This window comes from Leptospira haakeii (assembly GCF_002812045.1).
Lineage (GTDB): Bacteria > Spirochaetota > Leptospiria > Leptospirales > Leptospiraceae > Leptospira_B > Leptospira_B haakeii.
The window spans coordinates 15,892-29,018 of sequence record NZ_NPEG01000016.1; the positions used below are offsets into that span (position 1 = coordinate 15,892).

Below are 13,127 nucleotides of genomic sequence, written 5' to 3' on the forward strand. Positions count from 1 at the left end.
CGGAAAATAGAATGAGCCATCTACTTGATGATAGACCTAAAATTTTGGTCGTAGACGATGAAGCAGCAAACCTGCAAGTACTCAAACAAATATTACAAGAAGATTATAGACTTTTTTTCGCAAAAGACGGGATCAAGGCCCTAGAATTAGCGATTTCCGAAAAGCCGAATCTTATTCTTTTAGATGTGATGATGCCTGGAATGACTGGGCATGAAACCTGTAAAAAACTCAGAACCGAAACTTCCACTTCAAGAATACCTGTGATTTTCGTGACAGCAATGGCGGAAGAAGAAGATGAGGCAGACGGTTTCGAAGCCGGGGCCGTGGATTATATTACGAAACCTGTAAGTCCTGCAATCGTTAAAGCGAGAGTGAAAACGCATCTTTCTTTGGTTAGAAACGAAGAGCTAAAAGAAACCAGATTACAGATCATCCAAAGATTGGGACTGGCAGCGGAATATAAGGACAACGAAACCGGCCTTCATGTGATCAGAATGAGCCATTATTCTCGAACCTTAGCGAAGGCCTTAGGTTATTCTCAGGATACTGCGGATAAAATTTTGCATGCCTCGCCTATGCACGATATTGGTAAAATAGGGATCCCGGATAGTATATTACAAAAACCTGGTAAACTAGATCCGGAAGAATGGGATATCATGAAAACCCATCCCACTATAGGAGCGGAGATCATCGGAGATCATGATTCTTCTCTTTTGCAAATGGCAAAAAGTATCGCTTTGAACCACCACGAAAAATGGGATGGAAGCGGTTATCCAAACGGGATCAAAGGAGACGACATTCCGGTCGAAGCAAGGATAGTAACGATCGCTGATGTATTTGATGCACTTACCACGGAAAGACCGTATAAAAAAGCCTGGAGTATAGAGGACGCAGTTAATCATATTAGAAAAGGTGCCGGATCTCATTTTGATCCAGGACTTGTTCCGGTTTTCTTAAATCTGATGCCTGACCTTTTAGCGATCAGAGAACGCTGGGCGGAAACCTAGATTCAAAGCACACCCTTAGGTGGAAGAAAAAGTATCTCGTCTTGGTTGAAACTTGCAGGAAGAGAGTATAAATTTTCTAGAAAGATCGCAGCATCCGTCGCCGGTATCATATCTTCTCTTTTAAATCCTTCTCTGCCATCCCAGATTGGAGTGTCAATTGCTCCTGCGTATACTGTAGTCACTCTTATCCCACGATCCTTTACCTCTTCTCGGATTGCTTTTGCGAAACCGGCCAAACCATGTTTAGAAGCACAATAAGGAGAAGATTCAGGAAATCCAAACTTCCCTGCAGTAGAAGAAATATAACATAGAAACGATCCATTTTTCATAGAAGGCAGAAGTTTAGAAGTTAGTAAAATAGGAGCGCTTAAATTTAGGGTAAGATGTTTTTGGAGATCTTCCCATTCTAGATCTTCTATCTTTAAGAATAACCCGTCCCCGGAAGCAAAATAGATTGCATGGATCTCTTTCCAATACTGCAAAAGTGAAGACGTAAATTTGAGGATCTGGTTCTGTTCTCCCAGATCACAGAGATAATTTAGCCCTTTTTCTAAACCTTTTTCCAAAGGGACTCCGCGTCTGGAGATCCCGATCGGAAAATATCCAGGATTTGCATTCAGTTTTTCTAATAAAGATTTGCCGATCCCGGATCCGGCCCCGACTACCAGGATGTTTTTGGGTTCCATGTTCTTACTTGGACATCGCCCGCACTTTTAATAAAAAATCCGCAGCTTCCAGATGACGATTTGCCTGGATCAGATCTTTTCCCCAAACAGTGATCCCATGTTTTTCTATAACGCAGAATGGAACTCTGGGTTTTGCCTGGGTGAGATGTTGTTCCAAATGATCTGAGATATCCTGCACTTTCGGATAATTGTATAGAACAGGAACGGAAACGTTAGGGTTCTCATCCCAAATACCGAATGCTTTTATGATCTCTAAAGGAAGAAGTGGAAGATCCTCGATTGGATTCTCTTTAGAAACCCCTATCTCGATCAGATTGGATTCAGGAGTATGGACATGAAGAGAACATCCCATTTCAGGAAATGCTTTATAAACTGCTCTGTGAATAGAAGTTTCGGCAGAAGGTTTCAGACCTTCTCTTCCTTTCCAACCTTCTAATACTTTTCCGGATTCTATTTCTACAGGAAGAAAATCTTTTCGAGTCAGTTTGTTTTTATCCAAACCGCTTCCACTTACCCAGAATATATTAGGATTTTTTTCGTCTTTGATGGAAAGATTTCCGGCAGTTCCAGGCATCCATCCTTTAGAATGATATAGTACTCCTGACTCCGCAAGGCGGGTCAGGATCTTTTTCTGGGACATTTTTTAAACTAGAGCCGTAGTTTCTTCTACGTAATTAGGGACCCAGCCACTCATGTCTTGGAAATAACGGACTGCTTTGATCCTTTTATTCTCGTCTAGAGTGAACCAGTGATTTGTATTCTTAGGAACGGAGATGAAGTCATCCTTCTCTACTCTTACTAGAAACTTTTCGCCTGCAAGTGCAAATCCGAAAATACCGGAGCCGTCCACGATATAACGAACTTCGTCGTCAGTATGATAATGTACTTTATCAAATTTGGCTAACATCTCGTTCAAGCCGGGAACTTGCGGATGAAGAACGATCAGGTCTCTAGATTGATAACCTTCTTTCTCTTTTAATGTCTCGAAACGATTGTCTAAATTTTTGAGAAGAGCTTCTTTCTCATCATCTACAAGAGTTAATTTATCCGTAAGAGAATTAGAGGCGTTAGGAACCGGCCAATGATCGTACTCGATCCCTCTTTTATTTAGAAAAGATTTAACTTCAGTGTTGTCTTTGATTTCCGGTAGTCCCGGTTTTTGGATAATAGTCGCCATTCGCGTCCTCCTTTAGGTGGTGTCCCTTTTTTTAGCTCCGCACCCTCAAGCGGCAGTCGCGGCCCTTTATGTTTGGAAGGCCGCTTTATAAAACCTTATTTATTGACCCTCTCCACATAGGTAAGATCTCTCAAGTCGATCCGGATAGAATCACCTTGTTTGATAAAAATAGGTACGTTAATCTCTCCGCCAGTTTCTACAGTTACTCTTTTGAGAGCGGTTCCAGAGGTATCACCTTTGAGACCTTCTTCTGCATAAGTTACTTGGAGGATTGCAAAGTTTGGAGGAGTCACTCCGATTGGTTTACCTTCATAGAAAGAAACTTCCATAGCAGTTTCCTCTTTTAAGAATGGTAGGATATCCTCTAAGTATTCTTTGGAAACCGGAAGTTGCTCGAAATCGTTAGTGTCCATGAAGATGATATCATCACCCTCGGAGTAACAGATAGTCATCTGTCTCTTTTCCAATTCTACGGACTCTAATTTTTCCGCAGCCTTGAAGGTCCTTTCGATAGAGCTACTGCGGACCAAGTTCTTTAATTTTGTGCGGATAAAGGCAGAACCTTTTCCCGGATTCACGAATTCGCTTTTTACAACGGAATAAAGTTCTCCTTCTACTTTGAGAACCATTCCTTTTCTAACTTCAGTGATGCCTAAGTTCATAAACGACCTAAATAAAAAATACGCTACTTCTATATCCTTGCGGGAAGGCCGGGTGTCAAGCGATGTACTCCGGCTCTCTCGTTAATTGTAATATTTCAGGACCAAAATCCGTTCGACTTTTACCCTTATAAGAGGAGAATCCCCTTTTGGAAAAGATTTCCGGAGAACCAAAGACTCGATGAAACAAAAATTAACGCTCTTACTCCTTCTGTTTACCGTCCTAACGGTTGCCAATTGTAAAAAAGAACCCTTACTGATTACAGGCTCCGAAACCATGCACACTTTGCTGAACGTGGTAGCAGCTGGATATGCTAAGAAGAATTCTAATGTAGAAGTGACCGTCCAAGGAGGAGGTTCCTTTGAAGGGATTGAAAAATTATTCGATGGCAAGACGGATATAGCCGCTTCTTCCAGACCATTAACTCCGGAAGAACAAACCCAGTTCGAAAGAAAAGGGAGATTCGAAAATGTGCTGATCGGTTATGATGGGATCGCTGTAGTAGTGAATCCAGCAAACTCTGTTTCTAAACTTACCTTAGAACAGATCTCCAAAATATTCTCCGGAGATATAAAAGATTGGTCTCAAGTAGGCGGAAAGCCCGGACCGATCCATGTAGTCCTTCGAAATGATAAGAGCGGAACTGCGGCTTACTTCGAAACTCACATTTTAAGACAGAGAGACTTGGGAGAAAAAGAATACCAAACTTTTAAGAAGAAAGAATTTACGAATGATTCCAAGGTAGTTGCGGATAATGATGAAATGGCAGATCTGATCGAGAAAGATATTGCCTCCGTCGGATTTATGGGAATGGGAAGCGCGCAGATCCAGAACAAAGGAAAAGTAAAAGCGGTTCCTTATTCCAAAACCGGAAAAGATCCTTTTGTGGAGCCGAGCATCCAAAACGTTTCCGAAAGAAAATACAAACTCTCTAGAGGATTGTACCTATTTTATCTCTCCGACAGAGGTAAAAAAATTGATGAGTTCATTACTTATATCACTTCGGAAGAAGGACAGACTATGGTGCTGAAAAGTGGCTATTTAAGAAGTACTTTAAGTACAGTAGAAGTAGAAGCGACCAAGCCATAAATTCCGATTTTCTTTCCGAAAAAAGGTTGCGAAAGCCGTTTTGTTCCGTCTAAGTTTAGATAGATATGAAGCGGCTTTGGCTTTTACCTCTGATCTTATTCATGGTACTCGCCCTCTTCAGTGAGGTCGTGGCCAGAGATTATAGTACCGCCAAAAGTTATTCCTTCCAAAAAAAATCAAGAACCCAATCTTTTAGAGATGGTGATGACCAAGGACTTCCTTCCTTATTCTCAATGAGTGCAGATGATGCAGTCATAGGATTAATCACCAAATTCTCTCAGACAGCATCCGGATCAAAAAGTAGTCTTCTTCCGAATGATTCAGGTCGCAATTTTTACTTTCACGCCCTAGCATATCGTTATCTTTTCCTTCCCCCTCCGGTCTGACCGGTTTTCATTCTGTAAGTCCTCGGGAGAACTTTTCCCCGTAAAAAGCATGAAGTGCGGTTTCGGGCAAAAATTCCGCTTCGGCAAAAATAGAAAACGGGAAATCTAGCTCATCCTTCTCCTAAGTCTCCAACTTTAATAGATGGGCATTCTCCTCGAGGTTATATAAATAAACGACTCGAATGGAAACCTATGTTTGGTTTCCTTCTTTTTTATACGGATACTCGGTTGACTGGAATTGCAGGCATGAGAATCCATCAGTAAGAGGGCTTCTTGGAACTCGTTTCCTCACATTTAAAACAAAAGACTGTTTCCGAGCCGGAATGGTTGGATTGGAAATGGCAAATCCAAAATCGGATCAAAGATGGATCCGAACTGGGAAATTATATCCACATAAGTTCCGAGGAAAAAGAAGCATTGCTCGCTTGCTCAGAAGTGTTCAGCTTCTCCGCTACTCCTTATTATTTGAATCTCGCAGATCCTGAAGATCCAAACTGCCCTATCAGATTACAGGTCTTACCAAGAAAGGAAGAGCTACATACTAGAGCCTGGGATAGAAGAGATCCGTTGGCAGAAGAATCCTATATGCCGGTTAAAGGAGTAACACATCGTTATCCGGATAGAGCACTTTGGTATTTATCTCATGTATGTGCAGTCTATTGTAGATTCTGCACTAGAAAAAGAAAGGTATCTCAATCTGCGGGAACTCCAGGTATTGAAGACTGGAAAGATGCATTACGTTATTTTCGAGAACATACAGAAATTAAAGAAGTGATCCTCTCAGGAGGAGATCCTTTAAATCTTTCTGATTCCAAACTGGATTATCTACTAGGCGAATTAAAATCTATTCCACATATCAATCAGGTTCGTATTCATACGAGATACCCTGTTACACTTCCTATGAGGATTACGTCGGAACTCTGTCAGGTGCTCAAAAAACATTTTCCGATCTATCTGGTAACACATTTCAATCATTCCAAAGAGCTTACTGAGCTGGTAAAAGAAAGGATCGGGATGCTCGTGAAAGAAGGTGCAGTTACTGTCCTAAACCAGGCTGTACTTTTGAAAGGGATCAATAATTCTGTAGAAGCTTTGACAGATTTATTCTACGGACTGACCAAAATCGGGATCAAACCGTATTATTTGCACCAATGCGACGAGGTATTCGGATCTTCTCATTTTAGGGTCCCTATAGAAGAAGGTGTGGAACTCATGAAACAGATCCGGGGAAGTATCAGCGGACTAAGTGTTCCACTATATGTAGTGGATCTAACTGGTGGAGGAGGAAAAGTACCTCTACCTGCGAACTATTTGGAAGAGACCAAAACTTCTTCTTATGTATTCCGAAATTATAAAGGAGATCTGTATGAGATCGGTTTTTAGAATTGCCATTCTACTCTTAGCCACCTTGGCCATCTCAGAATGCAAAAGCCATCAGGAAAATCCGACCTCGGTCGTAGCTGAAAATCCGTCGGCACTTCGACTCAATTACGATGTAGTATATTATACAGGCGGACATTCCGTTTTACTTAACTCAGGAAGATTATTCGCCAGGGGACTATTTTACGAATGTAAAATATCCGACACGAATTCCAGTTTCGAAAGTTTCCGGGCCTCTTCTTACACTGAGGATAATTCCAACGATTTCAGACAATTGGTATCCGAAACAGACCAGTCAAAATTCAATTCCAGACAATTCCAATATTTCCCAATCGGGGAAAATTCCAGGGCCACGGTATTTTCAGGCTGCGTCAAAGGATCCGGAGCGGAAAAATGTTACGTCCGTTGGGAGTGGCAAAAAGAAGCGTTTATATTCGTGTTTGAAACCCAGTTGGAAAACAAAAAAGGACTAGGCACCGCGGAATTAGGAAAAGAATTCCACGAATTCGTAAGCCGGGGAATAAAAGCGTTTTAAAAGTGTATTTTCTTGACCGATTTTGATCCGGAAAGTATGTTATCCGGCGGGGAGAAGAGATCCCGAGGATAAGATAGAATGTGGTTAAAATTGGGGGATACCGAGGTCATTAATCTAGACTATATCTCCTCCATCAAAAAGAACATGGCGGCAAACTCGATAGAGATCACCTACCATGACTTCAATCACGTAAAATCGCTTCCCTTCGGAGATCCGGAAGATAGAGATCGGGCCTACAAAGCCATTTTGGAAAACCTTTCCAGGATGCGTTTGTTTTTCGAATAGTATATCTTCTAATAGTCCTAAGAGCAGAGACCAAAGCGATTCAAAAGCCATGGAACGAATTAAAGAAAATCTATCCAGCGTCTCCTCCCTAAAACCATTCGAACTCATATTTTTCGGTTCCAGACAAAGAGGAGAAGGAGACGAATCCTCCGACTTCAACTTCCTGGTACTTGCAGATCCTTCCGATCAACTCAAAGGAAATTTTATCCGAGAGATCAATCGAGCAATGGAGCCTCTCCAAAGCCAGGGACAGGTAAACTTACTGGCTGCAGACTGGGACGGGTTCCGTACTAGGATGCGAAGTTACGACCCAGGAGCTATCCATATCTGCGAATTGGGCGAACCATACTTCGGTTCAGAATATTTTCCAGTCATCAAAGAAGAATGGGATAAACTTAAATCAGAGCCTATCGACGGAAACACCGCAAGCAAATATTTAAGAAAACGTTATAGATTCTATAAAGGTATTGTTCCTCGCAATACTAAGGAAGACGTAGTCCGGATGGAAAGACTACTAACAGTCTATCTCCAAAATTGGATGTTCCGACATATCGAAGATCTTGGGATCGCAGAGATAGTAAACTCGGATATCCCTTCCAGAATCGGGCCAATGTTTCGTGCGCTTTATTCAAAAGAAGCCAAAGGAAACACTTTGGAACTGCTCGAACTATATGAAGAAGTTCTAAAATTGAAAAAGGAACTACGTTCTCCAGAATCCCCTTTCTCCGTGGAAAGATTCAACCAACTCAAAGAAACTCTCCGCTTCGAAGAAAAAGAGATCCGAATTCTAAAACTGAACTATTGAGATCTGGTTGTTTTTGAAAAACCGCCCCCACCCTGCTTTGGGAGGGGGGAGTGGCCCGTGGGACCGTCCGGGATCTCTAATATCACAAAAACATTATTCTTACAATCGATATTCTTCGGATAATCTTGTAGGAGCTCCTACAAATTTTTCTTAGAAAAATTCTTTACGGCAACAGCCAAGATCGAGTCTGCAATTTCTTCACCCCAAATAGAACAACCTTCTATGGAAGGATGAAATCCATCCGAACAAAAGATCCCTTCCGGAGCAATGGATCCGATCTTTCTCATCGGAATATGAAATACATTTTCTAATTTCGTGGAAAGATAGGAAGAAGCCTGGTCCAAAAGCCTAGCCTTCCAACCTAAAACAAATCTCATAGTCTTAGGCAAGGCTGGGAAAATACCAAGTGGTGGAACTCCTGCAATAAATACTGGAGTGTTCGGATATTTTGCCCTACAAAGATCAATCATATCCTGTAGATCGGAAGACCATTTTTTCTGGGAGTTCAATTTTACTACATCATTCGCACCTAAAGCAAGAACGATCGCATCCGGAAAAGATTCAGGCAAACGAGATCCAAACTTCTCCTTTGCCTCTTCTAAAGTGATCCCACTTTGTCCGATCGCTTTCCAAAAGATCTTTCTTCCACTCTTGTTTTTAAGAGCAGAAGCAATTTGGCCAGTCAGAGAACTTTTATAATCTGGAATTCCTACACCTGCAACGGTAGATTCTCCCAAAACCAAAAGATAGAATGGGTTAGAACCAGGAAATTCCCCGAAGTCAGGGCCAGAAGCTTCCGGCAAACGAGGGATCGTTTTACGAGCCTTCAACCCCTGCCATAAAAGCAGAGGCGATAAGAGAAGGCTCGTAGTATAAAATGGGACCTCTTTCATTAGAATTTTCTAATTTCTTAATTCTCTCAGTAGATTTGCGTTGCCGGTCACTGCCAGAGCAGCGGCTAAGCCTCCCATCATCGCACCCGCAATTCCCGGAGAAGCAGCATCCGCACCGGTTAAATATAAACCTTCAACCGGAGTTCTTACGTCAAACCAAGGACTTTTTTCCTTCTTATATCTTTCCGGCACACAGGCCAAACCATAGATTGCACCGTCCGGGTGAGAAGTAAAATGTTCATTCGTGATCGGAGTAGAAAGTTCCGCAAATTCGACTAACTTAGTAAGACCTGGAAATCTGGACTCCAATGTGGTCAGGATTCGATTAATGATCCTTTCCTTGAAATCTTTATATTCTTCTCCCCTCTTCTTCCAAGGTTCGTCTTTCCATTCTGCAAAATTAGCATAATCTGTGAATGTGATCACATCCATAGTATGAGACTTAGCTTCCGGATTTTTTAAACTCGGGAAAGAAAGATATAGATTCGGTATCTCATCACTTTCAGAAAGCCAATCATTTCTTTCGGAAAAATTCTTATCATGATCAGGAGAAGAGAAGATCCAATAGTTTTCCCCACTAAATCCGAATTTTGCAGGGCTCTCGGAAAGGCCAAGATAGAGGCAAATGCTTGTAGTCATTTTTTCTCTATTATAAAAATCTTTTAAATCCTTTCTGAAAGATATCGGAAATGAATCAGGGATCAATTTTGTATAAGTAGGATAAGCTCCCGCGCATGAGATCACCACCGGAGCGAAAAAGTCCCGCTCATGCCCTTCTCCTCTTAGCGCTTTCGCCTTAACCCCTATTGCCTTTCCATCCTTGATCAGGATTTCTTTTGCTTCAACAGAAGATAGGACAGCACCACCATTTTCTTGAAGGATCGGTTCTATCGTATCGAAAATTTTACCGGCGCCACCTACCGGATAATAGCCTCCGTTAATATAATGCTGCACGAGTGTAGCATGCATCGCAAAAGCAACTTTAGAAGGAGGAAGACCATAATCTCCCCATTGGGCGGCTAAAATCCCCTTCAAGTCTTCGCTCTTGAAATTTTTATCGAAATAATCCTTGAGAGTTACTACATTTCCTTCTCCCAAGATTCCAATAAGAGAATCCAAAGGAGGAGGAGAAAGTCTCATCATGATTGCTTTTCCGAAAAGAACCGAAATTTTTCTAATATCCTTTAAATATCTTTCGATTGCTTCCTCTTCTTCAGGAAATGCATTGATTAGATCCGATCTGAACTTTTCCGGATCTCCATAGATATCGAATTTTCGGGAAGGAAAAACCAAACGTTCGAAAGGATCTGGCATTCTTTTCCAAACGAGTTGGCCGCGAGTGATCTTATCCGAGATCTTCTTACAAAGTCCACCTTCGTGCATATCACCTACATAGTGAATTCCCACATCCCAATGGTATTTTCCCTGCTTTCTTTGAAATTCATGAGTAAAGCCGCCCGGTTGAAAATGTTTTTCCAAAACCAGAACTTTCTTACCGGCAGATTGGGCCAAAAGACTTGCTGTGGTTAGGCTCCCCATTCCGGAACCTATAAATATAATATCGAATTCGTTTCCTACTTGATCAATATTCATTGACAAAACCTCTTATTCGCATTCAATGTGAACACTGAACACATTCAGTTTTATAATTTCACCCTTTAATGTAATACATGTCAACATGAAAAATCCCCAAGAAAAAAATTCATACCACCACGGAGACCTAAAAAGAGCCTTATTGGATGCCTCCATAAAGATCTTAAAAGAAGAAGGTTATAAGGCCTTAAGCCTCAGAAAAGCCGCGACCTTGGCAGGAGTCAGCCAATCCGCACCTTATAGACATTATCCAGATTTAGAATCCTTATACGCTGATATCGCAGAGGAAGGATTTAAAATTTTAGCGGAAAGACAAAAGAGACTGAGAGCAAAATATAAAAAGAAACCTTTGCTTTTATTTAGGGAATCTGGGGTTTCTTATGTGGAATTTGCATTAGAAAATCCTGATCTATTTCGGATCATGTATGGAAACCAGATAGAAAGCCATCTCAAATACGATTCTCTGATCGAAACAGAAGACGAAACGTTTCAGATCATCGTGGATATCATCAAGGATTGCCAAAAAGCAGGATTGATCCCTGAAGGAAATGCAGAAAAAGCAGCCACCTCTGCTTGGACTATGGCTCATGGAGTCGCAGTACTATTGTCAGGTCAACAGATGATGTTTAGATCTATCGAGACAAAACAGGCAAGAAAGATCACTAAGGATTTAATCCAGTTCTTATACACCGGATTGAAAGCTTAATTCGAGGATTATCTCCTTGAGCCTGTGCAACCAACCTATAAGGGAAAATTCAGATCTACAATTCTTCTTATCTTTTATCGAAAAGATAATGTGAGACAATCCATTCTTCCCCTTTTTTGTATTTCCAAAGTTCTGCACATGCCATGAAAAAAGTTTTCCAATAAATAAACCATTTCACTGCTTGTTCTTTACCGTAGGTCTCTCCCAAAATTTGTAAGACTTCCTTTTTATTCTTATACATATTGGAAAGCCAAGCTTCTGACGTAAGAGCGTAATTATTACCGTTTACAACCCATTGATTACGGATCTGAAAATCCTTTTGGAAATATAAGAAGAGATCGTGAGAAGGCATCTGCCCACCCGTAAAAAAATATTTTGCCATCCAATCCGTATCATCAACAATATCAAAAGGATAAGCGAATTTTTTATGTGTGAATATATGTACGAAAAATTTTCCTTTCGGTTTTAAAAAACTCGCCAACTTTCCGAATAAAACTTCGTAGTTTTTCATATGCTCTAACATTTCAATAGAGATGATACGATCGAACTTAAGATTCGTCTTAAATACGTTCATATCGGCGGTTATAATATTCAGGTTTTTTAAACCTCTTTTCTTTGCCTCTGAATCTATGAACTTCTTTTGGCTTTTGGAGTTGGAAACCCCTGTTACTTTGCATTTCGGATACTTCTCCGCTACATAAAGAGAAAGAGATCCCCAGCCGCAGCCCAAGTCTAAAACATTCATCCCGTTTTCTAGTTCAGCTCTTTTGCAAGTCAAATCCAACATTGCCCTTTCAGATTCGTCTATTCCAACTTCGGGAGAAGTCCAGTAACCCGAACTGTACTTCATATATTTTCCCATCACCAATTTGAAAAAAGAAGAAGGGACTTCATAATGTTGCTCATTTGCAGCATGAGTATCAATTGCAATGGGAGATAGTTTTAAGGAATTTACATATTGGATCAGATGTTCCTGATTTTTTTCCAAATTGCCTTTATCTTCCGTGCGAAGTCTGAGACGCAAAAGCTGGCGTATTCTGAATCGAATTAACCAATCCGGGAAAACATCTTTTTCCATTAGAGTATAGATCAGGCTCATTTTTAAGTTTTCCTATATTCTATTTTAGAACTACTTTTTGGGAAACCAAGGGAAGAAGGCACTAGTCCTGGATTTATATTCCAAATATAGATTTCCTTTGGACTTTAATTGCCCTATCTCATTCAAGGGAATACCGGTGATCTTAGTTAAGAGAATAAACATAACTAATGGAGAGATAAGGCCAATCCATCCCCAAGGAGAGGCAAGAGAAACCAAACCGAAAGAAATCCAAATCACCCATTCAAAAAAATAATTTGGATGTCTACTATATTTCCATAGTCCAGCATCACAAACTTTTCCTTTATTCGCCGGATCTAATTTGAATTCCGCTAATTGAAAATCTGCAACTGATTCCCCCCAAAGTCCAATTGCGAAAACGCAAAGACCTATCACTTCCAATGGATGTGTTTGGATAGAAGGATTCAGAGCAGGAAAAAGAAAAGGAAGACTTAAGATCGTTCCAAGAACTCCTTGGAATTGAAATACATTGGTGAAAAATTTTCGATCTACCTGATCCCCGTATTCTTTACGAAATTCAGTATATCTTGCATCCTCATGTCCTGTTAAAACTCTAGTAGTGAATATAAAATAAGAAAGTCTCCATCCCCAAACCGTTGCCATAAAAGCGAAGATAGCTTTTCGTACCGAAAAAGCATCGCCCAATATAAAATATACGATCGCAACCGTGGAAATACAAAGCCCCCATCCCACATCTACGATCGAATAGTTTTTGATCAACTTCCCAATCAACCAAAGAAGACTCATCAAAAAGAATATGACCACCCAGGCGCTGAACATTAAAGACACGGCCTTTTCGTACATTAGA

Annotated in this window: 16 protein-coding genes; 8 read left to right on the forward strand and 8 right to left on the reverse strand. The window is 40.8% G+C overall.

The window, feature by feature from the left end:
- Positions 1-11 precede the first annotated feature (11 nt).
- Complete coding sequence (locus tag CH377_RS17275) at positions 12-1,007, forward strand: HD domain-containing phosphohydrolase (RefSeq protein ID WP_100724995.1); 996 nt, start codon at positions 12-14, stop codon at positions 1,005-1,007.
- Between the two features lie 2 nt (positions 1,008-1,009).
- Here the strand turns inward: CH377_RS17275 and CH377_RS17280 are convergent, their stop codons facing one another.
- From CH377_RS17280 to efp, 4 genes are all read right to left on the reverse strand, one after another.
- A complete protein-coding gene (locus tag CH377_RS17280) occupies positions 1,010-1,693 on the reverse strand; it encodes an SDR family NAD(P)-dependent oxidoreductase (RefSeq protein WP_100724996.1) in 684 nt (227 codons plus the stop codon).
- Between the two features lie 4 nt (positions 1,694-1,697).
- Positions 1,698-2,333, reverse strand: a complete 636-nt coding sequence (mtnB, locus tag CH377_RS17285; protein WP_100724997.1) for a methylthioribulose 1-phosphate dehydratase — start codon at positions 2,331-2,333, stop codon at positions 1,698-1,700.
- 3 nt (positions 2,334-2,336) lie between these two features.
- Positions 2,337-2,870 (reverse strand): 1,2-dihydroxy-3-keto-5-methylthiopentene dioxygenase, encoded by a 534-nt coding sequence (locus CH377_RS17290; protein ID WP_100724998.1) that lies wholly within the window; start codon positions 2,868-2,870, stop codon positions 2,337-2,339.
- A gap of 95 nt (positions 2,871-2,965) precedes the next feature.
- Entirely contained in the window at positions 2,966-3,532 is a 567-nt protein-coding gene (gene efp, locus CH377_RS17295) for an elongation factor P (protein ID WP_086445659.1), read from the reverse strand.
- 178 nt (positions 3,533-3,710) lie between these two features.
- Between efp and CH377_RS17300 the strand changes: the two genes are divergently transcribed.
- The 6 genes from CH377_RS17300 (at position 3,711) to CH377_RS17325 (ending at position 8,010) form a co-directional block, all read left to right on the forward strand.
- Positions 3,711-4,619 carry a phosphate ABC transporter substrate-binding protein gene (locus tag CH377_RS17300; protein WP_100724999.1) on the forward strand — a complete coding sequence of 303 codons (909 nt, stop codon included), beginning with the start codon at positions 3,711-3,713 and terminating at the stop codon, positions 4,617-4,619.
- Between the two features lie 65 nt (positions 4,620-4,684).
- Positions 4,685-5,005: a hypothetical protein gene (locus tag CH377_RS17305; protein WP_100725000.1), complete on the forward strand. Its 321-nt coding sequence runs from the start codon at positions 4,685-4,687 to the stop codon at positions 5,003-5,005.
- Positions 5,006-5,278: 273 nt separating this feature from the next.
- On the forward strand, positions 5,279-6,388 hold the full coding sequence (locus CH377_RS17310) for a KamA family radical SAM protein (protein WP_100725001.1): 1,110 nt from the start codon (positions 5,279-5,281) through the stop codon (positions 6,386-6,388).
- Positions 6,372-6,920: a hypothetical protein gene (locus tag CH377_RS17315; protein ID WP_100725002.1), complete on the forward strand. Its 549-nt coding sequence runs from the start codon at positions 6,372-6,374 to the stop codon at positions 6,918-6,920. Before CH377_RS17310 ends, CH377_RS17315 begins: the two co-directional genes overlap by 17 nt.
- Before the next feature lie 78 nt (positions 6,921-6,998).
- A complete protein-coding gene (locus CH377_RS17320) occupies positions 6,999-7,205 on the forward strand; it encodes a hypothetical protein (RefSeq protein ID WP_008589214.1) in 207 nt (68 codons plus the stop codon).
- 49 nt (positions 7,206-7,254) lie between these two features.
- Positions 7,255-8,010 carry a hypothetical protein gene (locus tag CH377_RS17325; RefSeq protein WP_100725003.1) on the forward strand — a complete coding sequence of 252 codons (756 nt, stop codon included), beginning with the start codon at positions 7,255-7,257 and terminating at the stop codon, positions 8,008-8,010.
- A gap of 137 nt (positions 8,011-8,147) precedes the next feature.
- On the opposite strand, the gene CH377_RS17330 is transcribed toward CH377_RS17325, so the two are convergent.
- Positions 8,148-8,903, reverse strand: coding sequence for an SGNH/GDSL hydrolase family protein (locus CH377_RS17330; protein ID WP_100725004.1), 756 nt, complete (start codon positions 8,901-8,903; stop codon positions 8,148-8,150).
- A 9-nt stretch (positions 8,904-8,912) separates the two neighbouring features.
- Positions 8,913-10,496: a phytoene desaturase family protein gene (locus CH377_RS17335; protein WP_100725005.1), complete on the reverse strand. Its 1,584-nt coding sequence runs from the start codon at positions 10,494-10,496 to the stop codon at positions 8,913-8,915.
- Positions 10,497-10,581: 85 nt separating this feature from the next.
- On the opposite strand from CH377_RS17335, the gene CH377_RS17340 reads away from it, so the two are divergent.
- Positions 10,582-11,202, forward strand: a complete 621-nt coding sequence (locus tag CH377_RS17340; RefSeq protein ID WP_100725006.1) for a TetR/AcrR family transcriptional regulator — start codon at positions 10,582-10,584, stop codon at positions 11,200-11,202.
- A 67-nt stretch (positions 11,203-11,269) separates the two neighbouring features.
- Here the strand turns inward: CH377_RS17340 and CH377_RS17345 are convergent, their stop codons facing one another.
- Together CH377_RS17345 and CH377_RS17350 are read right to left on the reverse strand one after the other, a co-directional pair.
- Positions 11,270-12,301 (reverse strand): SAM-dependent methyltransferase, encoded by a 1,032-nt coding sequence (locus CH377_RS17345; RefSeq protein ID WP_100725007.1) that lies wholly within the window; start codon positions 12,299-12,301, stop codon positions 11,270-11,272.
- Positions 12,302-12,331: 30 nt separating this feature from the next.
- A complete protein-coding gene (locus tag CH377_RS17350; protein ID WP_100725008.1) occupies positions 12,332-13,123 on the reverse strand; it encodes a DUF1295 domain-containing protein in 792 nt (263 codons plus the stop codon).
- Between the last annotated feature and the right edge of the window lie 4 nt (positions 13,124-13,127).

Bases quoted from the DNA above. Each gene is read 5' to 3' on its own strand.
- CH377_RS17290 (WP_100724998.1), bottom strand. From the start codon at position 2,870: ATGGCGACTATTATCCAAAAACCGGGACTACCGGAAATCAAAGACAAC.
- CH377_RS17280 (WP_100724996.1), bottom strand. From the start codon at position 1,693: ATGGAACCCAAAAACATCCTGGTAGTCGGGGCCGGATCCGGGATCGGC.
- CH377_RS17345 (WP_100725007.1), bottom strand. From the start codon at position 12,301: ATGAGCCTGATCTATACTCTAATGGAAAAAGATGTTTTCCCGGATTGG.
- CH377_RS17325 (WP_100725003.1), top strand. From the start codon at position 7,255: ATGGAACGAATTAAAGAAAATCTATCCAGCGTCTCCTCCCTAAAACCA.
- CH377_RS17340 (WP_100725006.1), top strand. From the start codon at position 10,582: ATGAAAAATCCCCAAGAAAAAAATTCATACCACCACGGAGACCTAAAA.
- efp (WP_086445659.1), bottom strand. From the start codon at position 3,532: ATGAACTTAGGCATCACTGAAGTTAGAAAAGGAATGGTTCTCAAAGTA.
- CH377_RS17320 (WP_008589214.1), top strand. From the start codon at position 6,999: ATGTGGTTAAAATTGGGGGATACCGAGGTCATTAATCTAGACTATATC.
- mtnB (WP_100724997.1), bottom strand. From the start codon at position 2,333: ATGTCCCAGAAAAAGATCCTGACCCGCCTTGCGGAGTCAGGAGTACTA.
- CH377_RS17350 (WP_100725008.1), bottom strand. From the start codon at position 13,123: ATGTACGAAAAGGCCGTGTCTTTAATGTTCAGCGCCTGGGTGGTCATA.
- CH377_RS17315 (WP_100725002.1), top strand. From the start codon at position 6,372: ATGAGATCGGTTTTTAGAATTGCCATTCTACTCTTAGCCACCTTGGCC.
- CH377_RS17275 (WP_100724995.1), top strand. From the start codon at position 12: ATGAGCCATCTACTTGATGATAGACCTAAAATTTTGGTCGTAGACGAT.
- CH377_RS17305 (WP_100725000.1), top strand. From the start codon at position 4,685: ATGAAGCGGCTTTGGCTTTTACCTCTGATCTTATTCATGGTACTCGCC.
- CH377_RS17335 (WP_100725005.1), bottom strand. From the start codon at position 10,496: ATGAATATTGATCAAGTAGGAAACGAATTCGATATTATATTTATAGGT.
- CH377_RS17300 (WP_100724999.1), top strand. From the start codon at position 3,711: ATGAAACAAAAATTAACGCTCTTACTCCTTCTGTTTACCGTCCTAACG.
- CH377_RS17330 (WP_100725004.1), bottom strand. From the start codon at position 8,903: ATGAAAGAGGTCCCATTTTATACTACGAGCCTTCTCTTATCGCCTCTG.